The organism is Tunturiibacter gelidiferens (assembly GCF_014201335.1).
In the GTDB taxonomy this organism is placed as follows: Bacteria; Acidobacteriota; Terriglobia; order Terriglobales; family Acidobacteriaceae; genus Edaphobacter; species Edaphobacter lichenicola_E.
This window is the reverse complement of the sequence record NZ_JACHEB010000002.1, coordinates 260243-282153: the sequence shown is the minus strand read 5'-3', so window position 1 is coordinate 282153 and position 21911 is coordinate 260243. Positions and strand designations below refer to the sequence as shown.

20 protein-coding genes and 1 pseudogene are annotated in these 21911 nt (G+C 57.5%); 12 read left to right on the top strand and 9 right to left on the bottom strand.

Going from position 1 to position 21911, the window contains the following annotated elements; genetic code table 11:
- Positions 1-39: 39 nt before the first annotated feature.
- The 4 genes from HDF14_RS04980 to HDF14_RS27390 all read left to right on the top strand — a co-directional run bounded on the left by HDF14_RS04980 (position 40) and on the right by HDF14_RS27390 (position 3876).
- A complete protein-coding gene (locus HDF14_RS04980) occupies positions 40-1323 on the top strand; it encodes a helix-turn-helix domain-containing protein (RefSeq protein WP_183974135.1) in 1284 nt (427 codons plus the stop codon).
- Between the two features lie 19 nt (positions 1324-1342).
- The gene (locus HDF14_RS27395; RefSeq protein WP_183974133.1) at positions 1343-1774 is read left to right on the top strand and encodes a Mu transposase C-terminal domain-containing protein; all 432 of its coding nucleotides are present in this window, start codon (positions 1343-1345) and stop codon (positions 1772-1774) included.
- A 199-nt stretch (positions 1775-1973) separates the two neighbouring features.
- Positions 1974-2915 (top strand): TniB family NTP-binding protein, encoded by a 942-nt coding sequence (locus HDF14_RS04970; RefSeq protein ID WP_183974131.1) that lies wholly within the window; start codon positions 1974-1976, stop codon positions 2913-2915.
- Positions 2872-3876 carry a TniQ family protein gene (locus HDF14_RS27390; RefSeq protein ID WP_183974129.1) on the top strand — a complete coding sequence of 335 codons (1005 nt, stop codon included), beginning with the start codon at positions 2872-2874 and terminating at the stop codon, positions 3874-3876. Before HDF14_RS04970 ends, HDF14_RS27390 begins: the two co-directional genes overlap by 44 nt.
- Positions 3877-4038: 162 nt before the next feature.
- On the opposite strand, the gene HDF14_RS26345 is transcribed toward HDF14_RS27390, so the two are convergent.
- The 3 genes and pseudogenes from HDF14_RS26345 to lipA all read right to left on the bottom strand — a co-directional run bounded on the left by HDF14_RS26345 (position 4039) and on the right by lipA (position 6185).
- A complete protein-coding gene (locus tag HDF14_RS26345) occupies positions 4039-4320 on the bottom strand; it encodes a hypothetical protein (RefSeq protein ID WP_260698034.1) in 282 nt (93 codons plus the stop codon).
- 387 nt (positions 4321-4707) lie between these two features.
- Positions 4708-5130 (bottom strand): annotated as a pseudogene (locus HDF14_RS27385) (TniQ family protein); the annotation flags it as partial.
- Between the two features lie 56 nt (positions 5131-5186).
- Positions 5187-6185 (bottom strand): lipoyl synthase, encoded by a 999-nt coding sequence (lipA, locus tag HDF14_RS04955; protein ID WP_183974126.1) that lies wholly within the window; start codon positions 6183-6185, stop codon positions 5187-5189.
- A 236-nt stretch (positions 6186-6421) separates the two neighbouring features.
- Between lipA and HDF14_RS04950 the strand changes: the two genes are divergently transcribed.
- A complete protein-coding gene (locus tag HDF14_RS04950) occupies positions 6422-7516 on the top strand; it encodes a hypothetical protein (protein WP_183974124.1) in 1095 nt (364 codons plus the stop codon).
- Positions 7517-7837: 321 nt separating this feature from the next.
- Here the strand turns inward: HDF14_RS04950 and HDF14_RS04945 are convergent, their stop codons facing one another.
- Genes HDF14_RS04945 through dacB form a run of 4 tightly spaced genes read right to left on the bottom strand, consistent with a single transcriptional unit; the run spans position 7838 to position 10720 of the window.
- Complete coding sequence (locus HDF14_RS04945; protein ID WP_183974122.1) at positions 7838-8314, bottom strand: DUF4442 domain-containing protein; 477 nt, start codon at positions 8312-8314, stop codon at positions 7838-7840.
- Complete coding sequence (locus HDF14_RS04940; protein WP_183974120.1) at positions 8311-8688, bottom strand: hypothetical protein; 378 nt, start codon at positions 8686-8688, stop codon at positions 8311-8313. The genes HDF14_RS04945 and HDF14_RS04940 overlap by 4 nt, the downstream gene beginning before the upstream one ends.
- Positions 8685-9029: a c-type cytochrome gene (locus tag HDF14_RS04935; RefSeq protein WP_183974118.1), complete on the bottom strand. Its 345-nt coding sequence runs from the start codon at positions 9027-9029 to the stop codon at positions 8685-8687. The genes HDF14_RS04940 and HDF14_RS04935 overlap by 4 nt, the downstream gene beginning before the upstream one ends.
- 29 nt (positions 9030-9058) lie before the next feature.
- Positions 9059-10720, bottom strand: coding sequence for a D-alanyl-D-alanine carboxypeptidase/D-alanyl-D-alanine endopeptidase (gene dacB / locus HDF14_RS04930; RefSeq protein ID WP_183974116.1), 1662 nt, complete (start codon positions 10718-10720; stop codon positions 9059-9061).
- Positions 10721-10951: 231 nt separating this feature from the next.
- On the opposite strand from dacB, the gene folP reads away from it, so the two are divergent.
- A complete protein-coding gene (gene folP / locus HDF14_RS04925) occupies positions 10952-11872 on the top strand; it encodes a dihydropteroate synthase (RefSeq protein WP_260698033.1) in 921 nt (306 codons plus the stop codon).
- A 112-nt stretch (positions 11873-11984) separates the two neighbouring features.
- On the opposite strand, the gene HDF14_RS04920 is transcribed toward folP, so the two are convergent.
- Entirely contained in the window at positions 11985-12668 is a 684-nt protein-coding gene (locus tag HDF14_RS04920) for a YukJ family protein (protein ID WP_183974114.1), read from the bottom strand.
- A 142-nt stretch (positions 12669-12810) separates the two neighbouring features.
- On the opposite strand from HDF14_RS04920, the gene rmuC reads away from it, so the two are divergent.
- The 5 genes from rmuC to HDF14_RS04895 all read left to right on the top strand — a co-directional run bounded on the left by rmuC (position 12811) and on the right by HDF14_RS04895 (position 17828).
- The gene (gene rmuC / locus HDF14_RS04915; RefSeq protein WP_183974112.1) at positions 12811-14316 is read left to right on the top strand and encodes a DNA recombination protein RmuC; all 1506 of its coding nucleotides are present in this window, start codon (positions 12811-12813) and stop codon (positions 14314-14316) included.
- A 145-nt stretch (positions 14317-14461) separates the two neighbouring features.
- Positions 14462-14704 (top strand): acyl carrier protein, encoded by a 243-nt coding sequence (locus tag HDF14_RS04910; RefSeq protein WP_179580522.1) that lies wholly within the window; start codon positions 14462-14464, stop codon positions 14702-14704.
- A gap of 3 nt (positions 14705-14707) precedes the next feature.
- Positions 14708-15958 carry a beta-ketoacyl-ACP synthase II gene (gene fabF / locus HDF14_RS04905; RefSeq protein WP_183974110.1) on the top strand — a complete coding sequence of 417 codons (1251 nt, stop codon included), beginning with the start codon at positions 14708-14710 and terminating at the stop codon, positions 15956-15958.
- Positions 15959-16075: 117 nt separating this feature from the next.
- On the top strand, positions 16076-16279 hold the full coding sequence (locus tag HDF14_RS04900) for a hypothetical protein (protein WP_183974108.1): 204 nt from the start codon (positions 16076-16078) through the stop codon (positions 16277-16279).
- A gap of 19 nt (positions 16280-16298) precedes the next feature.
- Positions 16299-17828, top strand: a complete 1530-nt coding sequence (locus tag HDF14_RS04895) for a sialate O-acetylesterase (protein WP_183974106.1) — start codon at positions 16299-16301, stop codon at positions 17826-17828.
- Between the two features lie 138 nt (positions 17829-17966).
- Here the strand turns inward: HDF14_RS04895 and HDF14_RS04890 are convergent, their stop codons facing one another.
- Complete coding sequence (locus tag HDF14_RS04890) at positions 17967-18719, bottom strand: YIP1 family protein (RefSeq protein WP_183974104.1); 753 nt, start codon at positions 18717-18719, stop codon at positions 17967-17969.
- Between the two features lie 226 nt (positions 18720-18945).
- On the opposite strand from HDF14_RS04890, the gene HDF14_RS04885 reads away from it, so the two are divergent.
- Positions 18946-21873 carry a beta strand repeat-containing protein gene (locus tag HDF14_RS04885; protein ID WP_183974102.1) on the top strand — a complete coding sequence of 976 codons (2928 nt, stop codon included), beginning with the start codon at positions 18946-18948 and terminating at the stop codon, positions 21871-21873.
- Positions 21874-21911 lie beyond the last annotated feature (38 nt).

The following is a 21911-nucleotide window of genomic DNA, read 5'->3' as shown; positions in this document are numbered from 1 at the left end:
CAAGCCACTCACGATGGATTCGAAGATCGAGAGCCTCTCATGACACATCCGATACACGGTCTTGCTCTTAGACTAGGAGAAGTCGCGTTATATAAAGGGCAGCCAGTCGAAATAGAAGCGGTTTTCGGTTTCGACAGTGTGCAGGTTAAAGATCTCGTAACCGGGGGCCGGTTAGAAGTGGAGATCTCGCACCTTTCGCGTCGCGACAGTGAAGTTGACTCCGAAACCAACCAAACCGGCTTCAAACCTACAGACGAGTGGCGAGAGATAGCCGAATTCAGATTAGAGGTGATTAAACCACTCCTGAACAGTCGGAATCGGACACGAGCAGATGTTGAGGCGAGAGCATCCGAATTCAACTACAGGCCCAATGCACTCTATAAATGGATTGCCGCTTATGAAGGAGACGGAACCCTTTCTTCACTCGGTCGAAAGCAAAGATCGGATGCGAGGACGACGACCTTTGACGCGCGGACTGAAGACCTAGTTTCTAATACATTCAAAGAACTCAAACCAAAAGATAAGCACTTTACTGAAATCTACAGAACAATTAGGGACAAAATAGCCGCGGCAAATGCACAGGAAAAGGCAAATAATAAGGATTCTTGTTGCGATGGTTCAGTTTCTGGAAATTTCAAGCCAATGGAGATTCCGAGCGCAGGCACCGTCAGGAATCGCTTTCTGGCGATTCCGAGAAGGCAAAGATACTCACGGTCACACGGAGCCCGCGCAGCAGAGCACATGTTCGATCCAATTCTTGGAAGCTTTCCCGGAGCAAATTGCCCGTTGGACGTTGTCCAAATCGATCATACGTTGCTCGATATCATGTTGGTCGATGAGAAATATCGCAAACCAATTAAGAGGCCATGGCTGACGCTTACGTTCGATGTCTGCAGCCGAATGGTCACTGGTATCTACAGTTCAATTGATCCTCCGGGTGCAATGTCAACAGGACTATGCATTGCTCATTCCATTCTTCCCAAAGAAGCATGGCTTTCGGGGTTCGGCTCTGACGCACAGTGGCCTGTCTGGGGAAAGATGACCGCTCTACACGGGGACAATGCGTTTCGCATGAAAATGTTGAAGGTTGCTTGCAAAGATCACAAGATAGACCTGATCTGGCGCCCAGTTAAAAATCCTAAATTCGGAGGTCACATCGAACGCTGGTGCGGCACCCTCGCCCAGGCTGTTCATTCTCTTCCCGGCACGACGTTTTCAAATCCTAAAGAGGCGTGGTTCATACGACTCCGAGGCCAAAGCAATCTTCACGCCAACCGAATTCAACCAATGGCTCATAGAGAGAATTGCGGCATACCACGCTGAAAAACACTCTCAACTCGGGATGTCGCCGCTCGAACGTTACAGAATCGGAATTTTCGAGGGGACAGAGAAACACCCAGCTGTAGGCGTGCAATCTCGGATCCAAGATCCTAAAGACCGTACCCGATTGCAGTTAGACTTCACGCCATTCGAGGAACGTACGGTGCAACGGTATGGCGTTGAAATTGAGAAGATCTTTTATTACCACGATGTGCTACGGCGTTGGATTAATGCACCTGATCCTGACAGTCCCAAGCTGAAGCGCCTGTTCAGATTCAGGAGATTCTACGCACATCTCAACTCGGTATGGTTTTATGACCCCGACTTGGATGACTATTTTGAGATTCCTACGCGGGACTCAACGTTCCCCGACATGAGCATTTGGGATCTGAAACAGATCCGTTGTGAAGCAAGAGCAGCCGGGATCCCGGATTCGCAAGTAGATGAGGAATAAATCAAACAGCGTCACCTTCGAATGCGCGAGCAGGAGGAGGCTGCGGCTGAAAAGACGAAAACCGCCCGCACCAAGTCAGAACGCCATCGGATGTGGGATGCATCTCCAAGGCCACAAGTGGCACCTGCCGTACGAAATGAATCTGATTTCGACTCCGACAATGTCGAGCCGTACGTAAGAGTCAAGGGGTTCAGCTAGGATGCCTGAGACTGCGATTGAACTGCGCGAGCTGCACGAGATGGCCTCTGAGGCACTCTATTGGGATAACCCTGCACGAATCAAACGAGTTTGGAATCTCAAGACACAGTGGATTCCCTACACGCGTGCAGAGTTTCTAATCCACAAAGCCGAGGAACTCTTGAATCGACCAAAGGCTCCCCGCCTTCCTTGTCTGCTGGTTTACGCCGATCCAAACTCAGGAAAGACGGCGCTCCTCAAACGCTACGGTGAATTGCATCCTATTGACTCCAATCGAGGCGGGGATGCTATCCGTGCCCCCGTCATTAGCATTGAGATTAGAAGCCCCGACGAAGGAGCCCTATACGACTCAATCCTAAAAGCCATCCAAGCGCCATTCAAGATTCAAGATCGTGTTCAGAAGAAGCGGAATCAGATACTAACAATTCTCGAAAAGATCGGCACTCGCCAACTTCTCCTCGACGAATTGAACACTGCAATCTCGGGACCTCTTCTGAAGCAGAGAAACTTCTTAGTAGCACTTAAGAACTTGCTCAATGAAATCCAAATGACAGTCTTCGCAACGGGCACACCAGACGCACGAATCGCACTTGCACCAGACCAGCAATTGGAAAGCCGCTTCGAGATGGAAGAGCTGCGACGGTGGACCTATGGCGAAGAATTCAGACAGTTACTTGAGAGCTTCGAATGCCGACTACCCCTACGGGAGCCGTCCGAGCTGCAAGCCCCCATATTTGCGAAAAGAATTCATGAGCTGACTGAAGGTTACATAGGGGAAATCGCTGAGCTTCTCATGCGCGTTGCGGTAAAGGCCATCGAGACGAAGAAGGAGCGAATTGATTGCAGGCTTTTAGCAGAGCTCAACTGGAAACCTCCTTTACAGAGAAGAGGAGAGGCACGTGGATTACATAAGACACTGGCCGGTCCATCCCCGACCACGTAAGGACGAGTTGCTGTCGTCTTGGTTGCAAGAACTAGCGCGCGGGAATGGTCAGAAGCTACAAGCCTTCTCCGATTGCGTCTTTGGAGCCGGCCACCAGATTTGGAATCGCGATGTCGATAGGCTGGCGCCGCGATGGCTGCGAGCCAACCTTGTTCGTCATACCGGAGTACCGAGGCAGAGTGTTTCAGCTACAACGTTGGACGGTTATAGAGGGAAACTCTATCGAACAAGAAATATCTCTGGTCGACTACGCTGGATATTACCCTTACAAATGTTCCACCGTAAATACCTTGGATTTGGCGTGCAGTATTGTTCGCAATGCCTTCTCGAAGATGATGAGCCGTATTTTCGTCGACGATGGAGGGTGGCTTACTGCACATTTTGTCCAAAACACAATACACTCCTCAGAGATCGGTGTTGGCAGTGTGGGGCCACCATAGCATTCCATCGCCGAGAACTGGGCAGGCCTATGCTGCTGTTAGCCGGGCCAATGAGCGTCTGCCACGCATGCGGTGATGATCTTCGTGCGGCATTACCTCTCGCCATTCCCATACTCGACCAGAAGTCATTCCTGGAAACAGTGGAGTTCCTTAAAAGCCTCGAATTAAATCATCGCGGAAGCTCCCGATTTGGCTTCTCTTTCCACGCGTTGCTTCATCAGCAATGCAAACTGATCCTGTCGGAGCGAGCAGCGTCGGGGTTTAGGGAGTTCATTCGTGAACGACTCAATTGTCCCGATGTGCATCTTGTGAGTGAGCGGTCTTCATTTGAAACCCGCACTATCGTCGAGCGGCATCATGTTGTCGCAATGGCAATGTGGATTATGTCGGACTTGCGGAAACGGTTGACGTTGGCTTGGGAGTCACGAGCTGTAAGATACAACGCTTTGCTTAAGGATTTGGACAGCCCTCCTCAGCGATTTGTTTCCTTCGTCCGGCAGTTCAATCGAAATCGGACCTAAAGGCACATAAGGTGCCCGCGGCCAAAGAGGTGTCTTGATTTGAGAGCGATGTAGGTTTCCACGGATCTCATCGTAAAAGCCTTATTTGCTAAGTAGATAATTGCCGGTTGCTTCACTACTCATCGAGAATTTAGCCGCGATGCTGCTTTGTGCGTGTGCCGGCTACACGAGCCTGCCATGAAAAAAATCTGCGGTATTACGGGCCTCTTCGGCAAATTGAACAGCCGTTATCCAACCTTGTCGAGTCGCAACCTGAAGAAGTTTTTCTCTCTCCGATGGTTTGGGCTTAGAGTTTGGAATCATTGCAACCCTTTCCACCCGTTCGTACCAGCTCGGCAGATCATTGGATAAATGCAGATGATAATGCAATGGATTTGTCGATCTAAGGGTCTCAATTAAATAATTCGGCCATTCTGCGAAGAGACTCACAACTGCCTCGAGCATATAGGCTCTCGATTTGACATCGAGGTATTCGAAATTCATCGGCGAGCCACTCTGATGTCTGGAAGTCATTTGGTGTGAGTCTGGTAACATTTGCGCCCTCAGGTTCTTCGCTGAGGTAGACGGACGGCACATAACGTAGAGAAGTCTCGCCAATACCCCAAAAAAACTCTCACAATTGGATTTCCTGACCAATGATGCCAGCACGTGACACAGCCTCAAAGTTTTCTTGTCCGCTCGCTCGGATGGCGCGTAATTTGCGACCGATCGATTGCAGTATGCGCATTGCTGCAGGTCCTTTTCTGAACGAACGAAGGCCGAGTTGAGAAATCGAGACGCACTTCGAAACGGTTTTCCGCAGTGAGGACAGCTTTCACGTAGAAAGCAATTGTGCCTTAAACAGCAGGTGTATATGGCGATAGACCACTGAAGTTGATGGTGACCCTTCTCCCCAAGACAAGCTGGGCAATACTGGTTACCCATGAGACCGTATGACCCACCATGGCATAGACGCCAGGGCATAGGCGCGGCTCCCCCCGGTGATCGATAGACCGGTGTCCTAGACAGTCCATGAAGGCTGGAGGGAAGACTCTCGATTACCTGTTCTTTTTCTACTCCAATCGCCTCTGCGATGGAGTCTATGATCGGACTTGTGTGCGCCATCCGATCCAACGCTGAAACAGGTTGGTCGTTCCCGAGCCATGCACAAAGGCTTCTGGCGGACACATTACTACCGGCTGCAATCCTGAGAATCCAAGAAGACAAAATCTCGTCGTTAAGACGGCGTGGATGCCATGGTAAGAGATTTGACACCTTCGTCACCGCTTATCTGGCTGGCCGTGTACAACGCTATTTCGTACTGGTACGAATTATCGTTGTTCAGTACGAATTAGCGTTGAATTTGACACAGTCAGCCCAGTCGACTCCGCCTGCTCCTGAGCATGGTAGCTGCTCCGCACCAGCGGCCCGCTCTCCACATGCTTGAAGCCCATCCCCACAGCTTCATGCTTCAGGAAAGCAAACTCTTCCGGCGTATAGTACCGAGCCATCGGCAGATGATCTCTTGACGGCCGCAGATACTGCCCGATCGTCAGAATATCCACCTTTCGATCTGCCAGATCGCGAAACACCGCCAGCAGCTCGTGCATCTCCTCGCCCATCCCAACAATAATGCCTGTTTTGGTTACAATCTGATCCCCAACCCGATCCGAAAACATCTCCGCGGCAAGTTCCTTCGCATGCTGCAAAAACCGCAACGACTTCTCGTACCGGCCACCCGACTTCGCCACCCGATACAACCGCGGCACCGTCTCGATATTGTGATTCAGAATCTCCGGCCGCGCAGCCACTACCATCCGCAGCGCCTCTTCGTTCCCCTGAAAGTCCGGCGTCAGCACTTCAACCCTGCACCCCGGAGCCTGCATCCGGATCTCTTCAATCACACTCACAAATGCCCGCGCCGCGCCCACGTTATTGTCATCGCGATTCACGCTCGTAATCACGGCATGCGCCAGTCCAAGCTGCGCCACCGCATATGCCACGCGCCGTGGCTCATCGAAATCAATCGGCTCCGGCTTCCCCTTTGGGACCGCGCAAAACCCGCACCGCCGCGTGCAAAGATTGCCCAGCATCATGAACGTCGCCGACTTCTGATTCCAGCACTCCCCGATATTCGGGCACTGCGCGCTCTCGCACACCGTATGCAGGTTCAGCTCCCGCGCCATCTTCTTCAGATTATGAAAGGTCTCCCCCATCGGAGCCTTCGCCTTCAACCACGCCGGCTTCGCCGCAGGCTTCCGCGGCGTCAGATCGATCTGCACCAGCTCAGAGGTAGTCTGCGCAATCAGCTGTTCAACCGGAGGAGTCATCCCTTCCATTGTATCCAACCCACCCGAACGAAGCGGATCAGGCCGTCCCACATCCTCACATCGAACAACTTCGCATTGCACAACCAGGATCGGCATAGCACCAAAGTTGTAGCGAATCACCATGGTGGGTGATCGGGCAGTTTCGAGTCCACGGCTATCCTTCTCGGTAGCCGACTCTTGGGATCAATACGCGTCCCAGACCGTTACACATCTGAGAGATACGGAGGAGGAGCTTCATGGTGCGGACCAATATTGGATCACTTTCTGGAGTGCTTGCGTTAGCGCTGGCATTCTCCTCGGCGGGACGCGCTCTGGCACAGGAACCTCAGCCTGCGCCCTCCCCAACCCCGCAATCGGTCACGCCAGCGTCACCAACCGACGCCACCCAGCCCACGGCCGATCCCGGGAACACCGTTGCTCCAACAGCAGATGTAAAAGAAGCCCCCGCCGCCTCGGCACCGCAACCCCAATCCGCCGCCAAGGGCAAGAAAGGGAAGCAGGAGTACACAGGGCCCATGACTCTGGTCGTCCTGCCACCAACCCCAATGCTCGACGAGGAAGGGAATCAACGCCAGGACCCCGACGGAAAACTGATGTTCAACCCGCCGGTCAAGCAGCAGCGTGACAAGTTCGGCCACCCTCTCTTCGATGAGCACAACAAGCCCGTCATGCAGACCAAAGACAACCTCGGTTACGACGAAAACGGGAAGAAGCTACACCCCTCAAAAGAGAAGCCCCCTAAACTAGTCTCCGTATCCATAGCCCGCGGAACACTCACCGTCGATGGAATGACGGGCAAAGCAGCGCTCAACTACGAGATCAAAGACCTCAAGTACATCTACTTCTACATCCCCGGCATCGGAACCACAGTCGTCTCCAACGCCCCATTCCCCGCCGCAGTCGAACAGAAGAAAGCCTTCGACGACAAGACCCTTACTGTAACCGTGAACGATCACATCGTGCAGCTAACCTCCGACCAGCGCTTGCTCGGCAAGGCACCTGAGTCTGCTTACGTCCTGGTAGACAAAAATTTCACCGTACCCACCAAGTTCCCGGTGATGGGCTACGGGCCGATCCGCGTAGCTCCCTACGCGTGGCCGGGCTCAAAGCAAAATGACCTAAAGGATTCCGCCGAAGCCCCACCCCTGCCCGCCGATCTGCGCCCCGTGCCACTCCTGCAAGGATGCCCCTCTGGGCAGATGCGCGCTCCGGGTGCCCCCACGCTACCCGGCCAGGTAGCCACCCCGCATCCCTGCGTCCCCATCGCAACTGTGGTGACGACAACCAGCGCGAATCAACCCGCTCCTTCCAACACCCAGGCAACAAAGTAAGCGAAAGCCGAGTGCCGGGTGCCCCATATCTCGATTTTGAGATATGGGCATTCGCGCAAGGAGCGAACCGCACTCCTCCGCGAAGAAACAACCCATAAGCTCAGCCCTAAATACTTCACCCTTTGCTGCTCCCTCGCAAAAGGGTGGAGTAGACCCAAAATAAACCCGAAAAAGTTGGCGTAATTTTCACCCCAGAAAAACACACGGCGAATCACCACATTCGCACCATCAATCCACCACAAACTCACCACCAAAACACCACACCCAAAACACCAATTTCCCCACACCCCCCTCAAAAACACCAGCAAGTCCACCAAAACCTCACCCACCACCACCCCGCAACTTTTTTCTCTCCTCATGCGCAATTTTCGTAGCGCAATAGATCACCCTCTCCACCTCTGCGACCACCCCACCCTCATCGTCCTTCACCTCCACCACAAACCTCACATCCGTCCGCCCCTCACGATCCACCGCCGCCCGAATCTCCCCCAGCCTCTCCGCCGTCAGACGAAACTCCGCCCGAACCCGCCCCAATCCAGGCTTTTTGTAACGTATAGAAGCCGCCTTATCCCAAACCACATACTCCGGACCCAGATTCGTAGCCAACATAATCATGTAAAACGGATCGGTCAGCGCAAACAACGAACCGCCAAACTGCACCCCCACATAATTACGATTCCACGGCCGCAGCGGCATCTCCACATCAATCGCCCGCAGATCCTTATCCAGCCGCGTCACCTTGATCCCCGTCCCAAACAACGGCGGCCACCACCCGATATGCCGCAGCCACCAGCTCATCGCAGACGATCCCTCACTTCCGTCCGCACCAGATAAAGAAAGAACAACAGCGCAAACAATCCCTGCACCAGGTAAGGCCCCGCATGCGTCTTCTCAAACACAAACAGATTTCCCAAACACAGCGTCAGACACCCACCCAACACCAGCGCCCATCCCCAGCGCCGCAGCCGCAACAACCCAAACACTCCCGCAGCCAGCAGCGTGCACAGCGCCAACACACCGTACTTCGCGCTCCCCACTCCAAACTTCCCAGTCAGCGCGGCAAACGCATTCACCAACGTCAGCACCAGCATAAACAGAGAAATTCCCGCCACACCCGGCAACATCCCATGCGCTCGCGCTTCAAGTTTTTTTACTTCCTCGTTATCACTCATAGAGTATGCAGATACGCCAGCAGATCATCCATATCCTGCGGGTCCAGCGTATTCCCCATCGCCGGCATTAGGTTTCGCCCATGCACAATCGTCGCCGTGACGCGCTCATCATTCGCCGGTGCGCCGCTCGGCAGATACGGCTTCTTGAAGACTCCAATCAACGCCGGCCCATGCAACGCAGCACTCTTGCGATCATAGTGACACTGCGCACAGTGCGCCTGATACACAGCATGCCCATGCATCTGCTGAGCATTCAAATCCGCTAGCGGCGTAGGCGGCGCGACCGACTTACATCCAACAAAAGCCCCCACAAAAATCAGCAAAGAAAAAACCCGAATCATGCCCTTATTCTCTCATCCACTCCGCGAAATCAATTCGCCGCTGCAATCGCCGCCACGATCCTGTCCATCACATCCCGATCCGCACTCGTCTGCGGCAGGTGATTCCCCACCATGATCGAAAAAATTACAGTGCGCCCACTCGCGCACTCCACATACCCACTCAGCGTCCGCGCCTCCCCCAGCGAACCCGTCTTCGCCCACACCTTGCCCTTCAGCGGAGCCTTCGTAAACCTCCCTTCAAGCGACCCATCCACCCCGCCCACCGGCAGACTGCTCTTCCAATCCGCGAACCAACTCTGCCCACTCGCATACTGCAACAGCCTCACAGTCGCCCGCGGCGTAACAAGATCATGTCCACTCAACCCCGACCCATCAAAGAAAACAAAATCGTCCTTATCAATTCCAGCGCCCAGCAAAAACTGCCGCACCACCCGCGCTCCCTGCGCAATCGTGCCATCTCTCCCTCGCGCCGATCCCAACTGGCGAAGCAATAATTCAGCATGCAAATTCTGACTCACCTTGTTCGTCACCACCACATCCTGCAGAAGCTCCGCGGATGCGTGAGTCGCCAACGTCTTCTCTTCCCCTGATGCAGCGGCCTCAAACGCAGCATCATCCGCCGGCTCAACCCTCTGCTGCGGCGATACATTCATCGCATCCCCCACTAGACCCGACTCTCGGCTGAAGCTCTGCGTATCCATCAACACGCGATGCCGAGCCTTCGCCACTCCAGTCACATGAACTCCACGAGCCTCCAGCATTCCCTTCAAAGCCGTCGCCGCGTACTCAGCAGGATCCTGTATCGCAATCTCCTCCACATCCGGCTGACCGTGCAATCCAACCGCCCCATAGATCCGCAGCACCTTCGATCCCGGCGCCCTCTCCATCTGCACCGTGCTCCCGCTCTTCGCCGCCCCCGTCGTCACTGCAACATCCAGCGTGTAATACGAAGGCATCGCCGGATCGATAACAACGCTCGCAGGTGCCCCGACGGCCTCTCCCGGCGTCACCGTCACTTTTATCTGGTTATCGTTGATCGAAAGAGCCGACACCGGCGCCCCATAACCCCACACTGCATCATCGATTACCCAATCCTGCGCATAAGGCTCCCACGGAAACAACGTGTCATCCCCAATCACGTCGCCCTCGATACTCTTCCACCCCGTCGCAGCCACTTGATCCGCCATCTCCTCCAGATAACGCAAAGGTGCAGGCCCGACGTCCTCTGCAACACGCTTCTGCCCCGGCACCGGAGCCACATAAGGCAGAACTCTTCCCGACAGATTTGCATCTCCATTCCCAACGAGCACAAGATCTCCCCTCAACTTGCCACCATCCGCAAAAACACCCCGCGCCAACACCTTCGTCTGATAGGTCGTCTTCGCACCCAGCAAGGCCATCGCCGCCGCAGTCGTGAACAACTTCGCATTGCTAGCCGGCTGAAACAACTGCCCATCGTTCAACGAATAAATCGGCGTACCATTCATCCCCACGACAGCGATCCCCCAATGATCCCGCGCCACCGCAGGCTCCTCCAGCAACCCGGCAATCGTCAGCGCCAACTCGGTACAAGCCCCGCTCCGACCATCCTTCAGCACCACGGCCACATCGCATCCAACACCCTGCGTCTGCGCCCAAACCAGTTGAGCACCCAGCAGACAAACAGCTATCCATCCCAAAGGCCTCATCATCCGCGCAGTCTAGCATCCGCGTGTCCTGCCGGACGGGCCCACTGCGCGTGGAGCGGCCACTTCGTGGCGGGTATACCTTGTCTTGCAAAGACGGCTGGCGAGATCCTCGCGTTGATCGGAACGAAGATAATTCCGACCAACGGGAGGACCACGCGACGCCCTAAAAAGGCGTGCGAACGCCCGCTCCACGCGCAGTGGGCCCGTCCGGCAGGACAAGTCTAAAATCCAACCATGCCCTTCGCCCCCCGCCGCCATCACGACTGGCAACTCCGCACCCGCACACTTCCGCTCGGCAAGCGCACCATCCTTATGGGCATCCTCAACGTCACGCCCGATTCATTCTCTGACGGCGGCCACTTCTACTCCACCCAACACGCTCCCGAGCGAGCCCTCACCCAAGCCCTCAAGCTCCTCGAAGAAGGCGCCGACATCCTCGACCTGGGCGGCGAATCCACTCGCCCCAACGCAACTCCCCTCACCCCCGACGAAGAACAATCCCGCATCCTCCCCGTCATCGAATCCATCCTCAAACAAAAACCCAACACCATCCTCTCCATCGACACCTTCCACGCCGCCACCGCCCGCCGCGCCATAGAAGCCGGAGCGGAGATCATCAATGATGTCAGCGGCCATCTCTGGGACCCCGATATGTCGAAAACCTGCGCCCGGTCAGGCTGCGGAGCCATCCTCATGCACACCCGCGGCCGCCCACAGGACTGGCCCAACCTCCCGCCACTCCCCCCCGAAGCAGTCCTTCCCTTGGTCCTAAAGGAACTAGCCGAGCGCCTCGAAGCCGCCATCACCGCCGGCATTCCCCGCAACAAAATCGTCCTCGATCCTGGCTTTGGCTTCGGCAAACGCCTCGACGAAAATTACCCACTCCTGGCCCACTTCGACCAGCTCAACCAATTCGACATGCCGATCCTCGCCGGCGTCTCTCGCAAAGGCTTCCTGGCCCACACTCTCGCCCAGAACCCCAGCCTCTCGATCCTTCTCGAAGGCGCGACCCCATCCATGGAAGACCGCCTCCACGCCACCACCGCCGCCAACGTAGCGGCCATCCTCGCTGGAGCCCACATCCTCCGAACCCACGACGTGAGACCGGCCGTAGAGGCCGCCGCGATCGCTGACCAGATCCTAGCCACCAGCTAAAAAATCATCTCCGACCAAAGGGAGGACCACATCTCTAATCCCGCAAAAAAGGACACAAGTCACGAAGTGACCGCCCCACGCGCAGTGGGCCCTTCCGCCAAGACACGCGCCTTTAAGCCGGATTCCCGCTAGCGTCCGTCGTCCAGCTCTCCGTTTGAAATGCAATAAACACCGCCGTCCAGGTACCCTTCGACGGCAAATTGATAAACAGCGCCCCATCCTGCCAGACACCATTATCCCCACCGAACCCGCCCCCTTTACCACTCACCGGATTTCCCTGATTCATATGAATATCGTGGATCCCATCCACCTTCCCCGAGTCGGCGTACGAGCTTCCGAACGCATAGATCACGCCATCCTTATCCGCAACCGTCATATTCAGCAGCGTCACTACAGCATTCTCAAGCGCCTTCGTTCGCGCCCGCTGCGTCATCTGCTCCTCCGCACTCCCCTGCGGCTTCGTCTTCGCCTGAGGCAACAGAGTCATCTGTTCCTTCGTAATCATCGGCGAGCCGTTCACAGTACTCCGCACGAAGTCCAACGCCAGCCCACCCGGCTCACTCTTCAACGCCGTCATTCCCATCGGCAACGCCGTCAGCGCAGCCAGATCCGGCGGCGTAAAGTCTTCAACGATGTCATATAAAACCTCCGATCCATCCACCGACTGAATATTAACCGCCACCGTAAACGGCCCACCCGGAGCCTGCATCGTGATCTGGTAGTGCGAACTGGACCCCGTCACCACCTTCCCCGCCGTAGGCTTACCCGCCAGCACACTGTAGTTCGTAATCGGCATGTCCCTACCCTCCATAATCAATCATTTCAACAGAATCAGCTATCGCCCAGTCCCCGTTACCGGATATTCATCGGCAGATTCCACTCGGAATTCACACCCCAGCTCCGAAATCAGATGCTATCCTGAGGCGAAGGAAAGTCGAATGTCCACTGCCCTTCTCATCCTTAATCTCGTCACTCTCCTCGCAGTTATCCTCCTCCTGCTACGCAAGAGTCCGGCGACTCCGCAGGACCCTCGCCTCACCCAGATTCCCGAGCAACTCACCCGCCTCGACGCCAGAAACGATGCCCTCGACTCCCACCTCCGCAGCGGACTGGCCGAGATACGTCGCGACCTCGCCGACGAAGCCCGCCGCACCCGCGAAGCAGCAGCCACTGACTTCACCAGCCTCCGCACCGAAATCACCGCAACAATCGCCGAGCTCAGCGGCCTTCTGCAGAACGGCCTCAACGCCTTCCGCAGTGACAATAAGACCTCCGACGAAGTTCTCCGCACCGCCGTTCAGCAAAACCTCGACTCGATTGCGCAGCGCCTCACTTACTTCATTGCCGAGGTCAACCGCAATCAGATCGAAGCTCGCGAAGCCCTGCACACGCGCCTCAACGAGCTCTCCGGCGAAGCCAACGACCAGCAGGAAAAGCTCCGCTTCACCGTCGAAGACCGCCTTTCAAAACTCAACGATGCCAATACCGCGAAGCTCGAAGAGATGCGCGTAACCGTAGATGAAAAACTGCACGCCACGCTCCAAACGCGGCTCACCGAATCTTTCGGCCAGGTCACCACGCACCTCGGCGAAGTCCAGAAGGGCCTCGGCGAGATGAAGGAGCTCGCCACCGGCGTAGGAGATCTCAAGAGGGTTCTCTCCAACGTCAAATCGCGCGGCGTTGTAGGCGAGTTCCAGCTCGGCCAGCAGCTCGAGCAGATGTTCTCTCCCGAGCAATACATCAAGAACGCCCGCATCAAACCGGGAACACTTGAGTCCGTCGAATACGCCCTCAAATTCCCCTCAGGCGAAGGACAGACCGGCCCCGACAGCTACACGCTCCTCGCCATCGACGCGAAGTTTCCCAAGGAAGACTGGGAGCGCCTCGAACACGCCTACGAAACCGGCACCGTCGACGAGATCGCCGCGGCCGGCCGAGCCTTTGAGCGTGGCATCCGCGCCGAAGGAAAACGCATCTGCGACAAATACATCGACCCTCCCACCACCATGCCGCACGCCATCATGTTTCTTCCGACAGAGAGCCTCTACGCCGAAGTCGTGCGCCGCCCCGGCCTCCAGTCAGAGATACAGTCCAGCTGCCGCGTTACTATCGCCGGCCCGTCAACTTTCATGGCCATCCTTACCAGCTTTCAGATGGGCTTTCACACCCTCGCCATTCAGAAAAAAGGCGACGAGGTCTGGCGCGTCCTCTCGAGCGCCAAGAAAGAGTTCGAGAACTATGGCGGCCTCATGCAAAAGGTCGAAGACCAGGTCGGCACCGTCCAGAATACGATTCAAAAGTTGGGCGTCCGCACCCGGGCTATCAACAAAGCCCTAAAAAACGTCTCCTCCATCGACACCGGCGCCCCTATTTCCAACCTCATCGGCTTCGACGACATCTCAGGGATCGCCCCACTGCTGGCCGCCTCGGCCGAGGAAGACTAAAAAAGATCCTTCCGCCAGCTTCTGCAGCCATACCCGCTTTGCTTTACACTCACTGAGGCGCTCAGTATGCTTGAGATTGGCCGTGTCGACCTCATAGCGACAAAATATCCAGGCTTCAGATTCCAGACGTAAACAGGAGAACGAAATGGCAGCAGTAGACGAGAAGGTAAAGCAGATTATTGTCGAGCAGCTTCAGGTGGATGAAGCGGAAGTCACCCCGGGCGCAAGCTTCCAGGAAGATCTCGGTGCAGACTCCCTCGACGTCGTCGAACTCGTCATGCAGTTCGAAGAAGCCTTCGACATTCAGATCCCCGACGAAGACGCCGAGAAGATCAAGACCGTCAAAGATGCTGTCGACTACATCGAAAAGAACCAGAAGGCCAAGTAAACAATGGAGCATCGTCGCGTAGTCGTCACCGGCCTTGGCTTGATCTGCGGGGTCGGCAAAACCGCCCCTGAGGTCTGGGAAGGTCTCATGGCCGGTCGCAGCGGTATGGCCGAGATCAAAGCCTTTGATCTAACCGGCCATCCAGTCCGTTTCGCCGCTGAGGTCAAGGACTTCGATCCTCTCCTCTTCGTCGACAAAAAAGAGTCCCGAAAGATGGGTCGCTTTATCCACTTCGCTCTGGCCGCTGCCGCCGAAGCGATGGCCCACTCCGGCCTCAAGATCACCGAAGAGAACCACGATCAGGTAGGAGTCCATATCGGCTCCGGCATCGGCGGATTTGACGTCATCGAGCGCGAACATTCCAACCTGCTCTCCGGTGGCCCGCGCAAAGTCTCGCCCTTCTTCATCCCCGGCTCCATCATCAACCTCGCCGCCGGCCACGTCTCCATCAAGTACGGCGCACGCGGGCCCAACGAAGCAACAGCAACCGCCTGCACTACCTCAGCGCACTCCATCGGCGACGCCTTCCGCATCATTCAGCGCGGCGATGCCGACGCCATGATCGCCGGTGGCACCGAAGCCTCCATCACTCCACTCGGCGTGGCAGGTTTCGCCGCCATGCGTGCTCTCTCCACCCGCAACGACGACCCCCAGCATGCCAGCCGCCCCTTCGACAAGGATCGCGACGGCTTCGTGGTCGGCGAAGGCGCCGGCATCCTCATCCTCGAAGAGCTCGAGTCTGCCAAAGCCCGCGGCGCAAAGATCCTCGCCGAAGTCCTCGGCTACGGCCTCTCTGCGGACGCCTTCCACATGACTGGCATGGCCCCCGAAGGCGAAGGCTGCTACCGCTCCATGCAGCACGCGCTCAAAGTCGCCGGCATCTCGCCCGACCAAATCGACTACGTCAACGCTCACGCGACCTCGACCCCTCTCGGTGACGCCCTCGAATCGAAGGCCATCGAGAACGTCTTCGGCGAGCGCGCCATCGGCGGCAAGCTCTTGGTCAGCTCCACCAAATCCATGACCGGCCACCTCCTCGGCGGAGCCGGCGGCCTCGAGGCCGGCATTACCATCCTCGCCATGCAGCACCAGATCGCTCCTCCGACGATGAACATCGTCGAACTCGATCCTCAGTGCCGCCTCAACTACGTCCCCAACAAACCTCTGCCCGCCAAGATCGACTACGCGCTCTCGAACTCCTTCGGCTTCGGTGGCACCAACGGCTCCCTCGTCTTCAAACGCTGGACCGAATAGTCTCTCAGCAAAATCATTATTGAGGCCCGGCAAAAGTCGGGCCTCTTCGCTTCTCGCTTCCCTCAAACAATCGTCATCCTGACCCTGAGCGTAGCCGAAGGGGAAGGATCCCTGTATTTGCAGTCGCAGTTGCCTCTTGCCTCTCCCTCATCTCCCATCCAAAGCATCGTCATCTCGACCGAAGCACTTCGCAGTCTCATCGCGAAGCGCGTAGTGGAGAGACCCCCGTATTTCGCTTTTAACGTCAAACTCCCGCTCTACCTACCTAAACGAAACCTTCCCCACCCCACCATCGTCAACACATTCGCCGCCCAGTTATAAATGTAGTCGGAGACCCTGAATGAAGCTTCGCCTCACCCTCTGCCTCCTCGCCGCCACCCTCACCACCCAAGCCGAAGTCTCCCTCCCCAAAATCTTTTCCAGCCACATGATTCTCCAGCGCGACATGCCCATTCACATCTGGGGCAGCGCCACCCCCGGCGAGTCCATTACCGCCACCTTCCACAACCTCACCAACACCGCCATCACCGACGCCGCCGGCCGCTGGAGTATCTACCTCCCCGCACAGCCCGCCGGAGGCCCCTACACTCTCACCGTCCACAGCACCAACACCATCACCTACGACGACATCCTCCTCGGCGATCTCTGGTTCGCCTCCGGCCAATCCAACATGGAGATGCCCCTCTCCGGCTTCGCGCCCGACACCCATATCGAAAACGCCGACAAAGAGATCGCGGACGCCAACTACCCCGACATCCGCCTTTTCCGCATCGACAAGGACGCCTCCGATTACCCCCGCGAAGACGTCAAATCCGCCACCGGCTGGTCCATCTGTACTCCCGACACCGCAAAAGACTTCTCCGCTGTCGCCTACTTCTTCGCACGCGATCTCCAAAAAGCCCTCGCCGACAAACAGCAGCATATCCCCATCGGCCTCATCGACTCCACCTGGGGAGGCACCCCCGCCGAAGCCTGGACCAGCATGAACGCCCTCGGCGCCAACGCCTCCCTCATGCCGGTCTTCGCCACCCGAGCCGAAAAGATGGACCGCGAGCCCACTGTGATCCGCTTCGAGGCCCTCGACAAGCAAGCCCATGCCGAAGGCAAGTCCACGCCCGAGCGCGACTGGCACCCAAACCCCGACTCCTGGCGCCCCGCCGCCCTCTACAACGCGATGGTCGCGCCCTTCACTCCGCTGCCGATCAAGGGCGTCATCTGGTACCAGGGCGAAGCCAACTCCGCCCTCAGCACCGCCGGCCTCTACGACAAACTCTTCCCGACCCTCATCGAGGACTGGCGCGAACACTGGGCCCAGGGCAACCTCCCCTTCCTCTACGTCCAGATCTCCGCCTTCGCCAGTTCCCCCAAGGAAGACTGGGGAGAACTCCGCGACGCCCAGCGCAAAACCCTCTCCCTCGCCAATACCGGCATGGCCGTCACGATCGATATCGGCAACGAGCACAACGTCCACCCCGCCAACAAGCAAGCCGTAGGCGAGCGCCTCTCCCTACTCGCTCGCCGCCTAGTCTACAACGAAGACATCGCCGCCTCTGGCCCTCTCTTCCGCCTCGCCTACCCCGACAAGGGCGCCATGCACGTCTGGTTCGACGACTCCAAAGGCCTCCACGCCAAACTCGGCGCTCTCGAGGGCTTCGAAGTAGCCGGTGCCGACCGTGTCTTCCTCCGCGCCAACGCCCACATCGAACACGCACCCGACGGCGACACCGTCATCGTCGCCAGCCCCGCTATTCCCAACCCGCAGTACGTCCGTTACGCCTGGCCCAACTTCCCCCAGGCCAACCTCTACAACGGAGCCAACCTCCCCGCCGCCACCTTCACCTCACTCCAGCCGCCAACTCAGCCCCAGTAGCACGCGAAATCTTCTGCCGACCATCGGGAGGCCTGGGTCGCAGCCGGTATACATGTCACGAAGTGACCGCCGCCCGCGCAGGGCGAACCCAAGGCAACTCAAAATCCTGGCCGCGGACCCGTTGGTGGCCAGAAGACCCTATCCGCTCACCGCCGCCGTGATCACGCTCAACACCAGCACAATCACCCACCACCCGACCACCACAGCCGCAGCCTTACCCCGGCTCACCTTCGCCACAATCGAGGTCCCAATCACCAGCAGCACCAGATTCCAGATCCCGATCACATCAAAAAAACTCAGTGCCGTCTTCAGCCACGGCGCCGCATCCGGCATAAAGTACGCCAGGTTCGTCCCCACCGGATTTTTAATGTTGAAGCTCTCCGCGTTCCCCCCAAACAGAACCGTAACCAACGTCAGTAGCCCGCTCAGCAGCCTCGGTAGCGAAGCATACATCCACACGCAAAACATCTGCCCAAACGTCGTCTTCGCTCCCAGCCCGACATTGAAGCTCCCCCAGTTAATCAGCGCCCCAATCGCCGAAATAATCAAGATAATCACCGGCGTCGCGTACGTCACATACTTGTACCCGCCCGTCATGGCACTCACTCTCGCCGCCCGTTGATCCGGCGGCAGGCTCTGCATCTGTTCTTCCTGCTTCGGGCTGTCCAAAATCACGTTCTCCACCACGCGCCCAAACCCGACCTGCCGATCGATCGCGAACGTCACCCCAATCGACACCACCACCGCCAGCAGAAACGGCAGCCACCAGCTCGTATTCCGCAGGATATCCGTGAACGTCTTCGACGGAGCGACAAACGTATCCACCACCCGCTCCACCTGGCTCAACGCCGGCTGCCCCGACTGCGCCTCCACTGCCACAACGTCGCTCATAGACCCTCCCAAACATCGTGATGATCGCAGATCCCTGCGACTACAGCTTGCTGCCAATCTCGCCACAAACATCTTCGCATCCTGCCCCGGTCGCAGTGTGGCAAAAAGACAGAAAAAGAGCACGATTTACTGTAAGACTGAATGACGCTTTCTATGTAGCAACTTTGCCGGCACATTTCAGACGAGCAGTGGTAGAGTTCCGCTGTAATCAGATCGGTTAAGCGCCATGAATAGCAAGCCTGTGCTCCTGGTCAAGGAAGACCCATCGTTTCGCGCTCTCCTTCGCCTTACCTTTGTCGTCATCCTTGCATTTCTCATCGCCGCGATGACAGGCTGCGGCGGTAGTTCTTCAGGCAACAACCCCCCACCGACAAACGGAGCCGCTCCAACAAACCTGGTCTACCCACAAACCAACGTCGTCGCAATCGTCGGCCAGGCCATCACCACCGACACTCCCAGCGTCACCGGCGCTCCCACCAGCTTCACCGTCAGCCCTGCACTCCCGTCAGGCCTCAGCCTCAGCGCTTCGACTGGAGCAATCTCCGGCACCCCCACCTCCGCCACCGCGCAGGCCGGCTACACCATATCCGCGACAAACTCCTCTGGCAGCACCACCGCAACCATACAGATCGCCGTGAATCTTGCTCCACCAACAAATCTGGTCTATCCCCAAACCTCCATCTCTGCAATTGTTGGCCAGGCCATCACCACCGATACTCCCAGCGTCACAGGCACTGCAGTCAGCTTCACCGTCAGCCCTGCGCTTCCCGCGGGCATCGGCCTCACCGCGTCAACTGGAGCAATCTCCGGCACTCCCACCACCGCCACCGTTCAAGCTACCTACACCATCACAGCAGCCAACTCTGCCGGCAGCACCACCGCAACCATACAGATCGCAGTAACCCTCGCGCCGCCAACCAAACTCGTCTATCCGCAAACCACCATCACCTCGAATGTCGGTCAAGCCATCACCACAGACACTCCCAGCGTCACCGGCACTGTCTCCACCTACACTGTCAGCCCTGCGCTTCCAGCAGGCATCAGCCTCAACGCATCGACAGGAGCAGTCTCCGGCACTCCCACCACCGTCACCGCTAAAGCCACCTACACCGTCACCGCAACAAATTCCGCAGGCTCGACCACCGCTAACCTTACGATCGCAGTCAACAGTTTCAGCGTCTTCAGCCTGATCGATCTCGGCCACGCCAATTCGCTTGCCGTCCTCCGCCTTCAGCCCACCCGCCTCTTCAGTCAGGACACCAGCGGCCATTGGGCGCTCTGGAACTACACCACAACAGCCGAGCTCGCCAGTGTCGATCCGCTCGTCCAGAACATCACCACCCCGTATCCAGCCGACATGGCCGGCTCCGTTCTGGCCATCGGCACCGCAAATGCAGTCGAGATCCACTCCAGTGCTGATGGCAGCCTCATCACGACCCTTACCGCGCCCAGCCTCGACCCTGTCCCGGCCGTGAACGCCTGGTGGAAACTCGCGACCGACGGCAGCTACATCGCCTCCGGCTATGCCTCCGGTCTCTCCGTCTGGAGCACCACCGACGGCCATCTCCTCTTCAATCGCCCCGGCGACTACTCCAAAGCAAAAGCCTTCGCCGCACCCGGACAAATTAAAATCGCCCTCGGCCCTGCCGGCACCAACGTCATCGAATCCGACTCCGTTCCCAGTGGGACCTCCTCAGTAGGTCCCGCCTTCACTGCCAACTTCAACACCTGGTTCACCGACGGCAGCCACTTCATCACTAACACCCCAAACCTCAGTCCCCCCGCCACTCCGCCTGCCTTCGATATCTACATCTACTCCGCCGACTCCGTTCAACAGGGCACCTTTCTTACTCTCGACAGCACCACAAGTCTCAACGGCTACGCCAATTGGTTCTGGACTTACCCTGTAAACATTCTTAGCCTCTACTCAGTTGGTGCCACGGCCCCCTCCACCACCTTCACCTTCGGCGCCGACACCGCCATCATCCCCTCCGGTTCCACTCTCGGCGTGCTTCCCTACGGGACAGGATCAGCGTCGACTATTGATCTCTCTGGCACAACACCAACGCTAAGCGGCGCCTTCACCCTGCCTGTCGCCTACGAAACTGCCTTCGCCGCCATCTCTCCCACCCAATGGATCATCGGCAATCAGCACGGCGTCGTCCTCGACGGCCCCAGCGCCGCCACCACGCCGCGCTTCTTCGGCTACGGTAACGCCTTCAGCATCGCAGCATCTCCCAATCGGGTAGCCATCGCCACCGCCAGCGGAAAAATTCTCGACTTCGAACCCTCTTCACAAACCGCAATCGATGCCATCAACTTCACCAGCTCAAAGCTCGCGCTCTCCACGGACGGAACCGTCCTCGCCGCCAAAGCCAGCGACATAGACTCCCAATACGAGCCTGACCGAACCCTCAACATCTACTCATTCCCCGCAGGCACCCTCACCAACACCTTCCTCTACGAGTACAACGACCAACTCCCAGCAACGCCCTTCCTCTTCGACTTCACCCTCTCCAACTCAGGCACCGCGCTCGGCCAATACCTCGGCACCTACAACGGCTTGTACTTCGACTACACCCGCCAGGTCACGCCGCTCTCCGGTTCGCCCGTTGTCTGGTCCGATCACCCGCCCTCCGGCGTCTACACCGGAAGCACTCCCATCTTTCTCTCCCCCGATGGCACACTCGTCGCCGTCTCCACCGGAGAGTACTCCTCCACATCCACCACCAACATCTACAAAAACGGTGCCCTCGCCGCCACAGTCAATGGCTTCGCAGTAGGCTGGATCGACAACAACCGAGTCCTCGTAAACACATTCGGCCCGCTCGGAACCAACTCCTACCCGCCCTACACCGGTGCCGTCATCTACGATGCCACCGGCACACAGCTTACCACTCTCACCGCACTCCCGCAGCTCGCCCCGCTCCAAACCTCTCCACAGCTCGCAAGCGGCTTCATCACCGTCGACTCCAACTCCATCTACTCCCCCGCCACCTACTCCATCTACTCCCTCACCACCGGCGCCGCAACCTGGACCGAAACCCTTCCGCACGCAGGAACAACCACCGTACCCTACAACGGAGCCTCAGCCGTCTCGGGCAGCTATATCGTCTTCACCTCCGGCACCCGCATACTCGTCGATCTCCCCTAGCTTCTCCTGTCAAAACAATGCGCACCTCGCGTAGCACG

Excerpts from the sequence above, each read along its gene's own strand:
- HDF14_RS04980 (WP_183974135.1), top strand. The coding sequence starts at position 40 with ATGACACATCCGATACACGGTCTTGCTCTTAGACTAGGAGAAGTCGCG.
- HDF14_RS27395 (WP_183974133.1), top strand. The coding sequence starts at position 1,343 with ATGTCGCCGCTCGAACGTTACAGAATCGGAATTTTCGAGGGGACAGAG.
- HDF14_RS04970 (WP_183974131.1), top strand. The coding sequence starts at position 1,974 with ATGCCTGAGACTGCGATTGAACTGCGCGAGCTGCACGAGATGGCCTCT.
- HDF14_RS26345 (WP_260698034.1), bottom strand. The coding sequence starts at position 4,320 with ATGCTCGAGGCAGTTGTGAGTCTCTTCGCAGAATGGCCGAATTATTTA.
- lipA (WP_183974126.1), bottom strand. The coding sequence starts at position 6,185 with ATGACTCCTCCGGTTGAACAGCTGATTGCGCAGACTACCTCTGAGCTG.
- HDF14_RS04950 (WP_183974124.1), top strand. The coding sequence starts at position 6,422 with ATGGTGCGGACCAATATTGGATCACTTTCTGGAGTGCTTGCGTTAGCG.
- HDF14_RS04945 (WP_183974122.1), bottom strand. The coding sequence starts at position 8,314 with ATGAGCTGGTGGCTGCGGCATATCGGGTGGTGGCCGCCGTTGTTTGGG.
- HDF14_RS04940 (WP_183974120.1), bottom strand. The coding sequence starts at position 8,688 with ATGAGTGATAACGAGGAAGTAAAAAAACTTGAAGCGCGAGCGCATGGG.
- HDF14_RS04935 (WP_183974118.1), bottom strand. The coding sequence starts at position 9,029 with ATGATTCGGGTTTTTTCTTTGCTGATTTTTGTGGGGGCTTTTGTTGGA.
- dacB (WP_183974116.1), bottom strand. The coding sequence starts at position 10,720 with ATGATGAGGCCTTTGGGATGGATAGCTGTTTGTCTGCTGGGTGCTCAA.
- folP (WP_260698033.1), top strand. The coding sequence starts at position 10,952 with ATGCCCTTCGCCCCCCGCCGCCATCACGACTGGCAACTCCGCACCCGC.
- HDF14_RS04920 (WP_183974114.1), bottom strand. The coding sequence starts at position 12,668 with ATGCCGATTACGAACTACAGTGTGCTGGCGGGTAAGCCTACGGCGGGG.
- rmuC (WP_183974112.1), top strand. The coding sequence starts at position 12,811 with ATGTCCACTGCCCTTCTCATCCTTAATCTCGTCACTCTCCTCGCAGTT.
- HDF14_RS04910 (WP_179580522.1), top strand. The coding sequence starts at position 14,462 with ATGGCAGCAGTAGACGAGAAGGTAAAGCAGATTATTGTCGAGCAGCTT.
- fabF (WP_183974110.1), top strand. The coding sequence starts at position 14,708 with ATGGAGCATCGTCGCGTAGTCGTCACCGGCCTTGGCTTGATCTGCGGG.
- HDF14_RS04895 (WP_183974106.1), top strand. The coding sequence starts at position 16,299 with ATGAAGCTTCGCCTCACCCTCTGCCTCCTCGCCGCCACCCTCACCACC.
- HDF14_RS04890 (WP_183974104.1), bottom strand. The coding sequence starts at position 18,719 with ATGAGCGACGTTGTGGCAGTGGAGGCGCAGTCGGGGCAGCCGGCGTTG.
- HDF14_RS04885 (WP_183974102.1), top strand. The coding sequence starts at position 18,946 with ATGAATAGCAAGCCTGTGCTCCTGGTCAAGGAAGACCCATCGTTTCGC.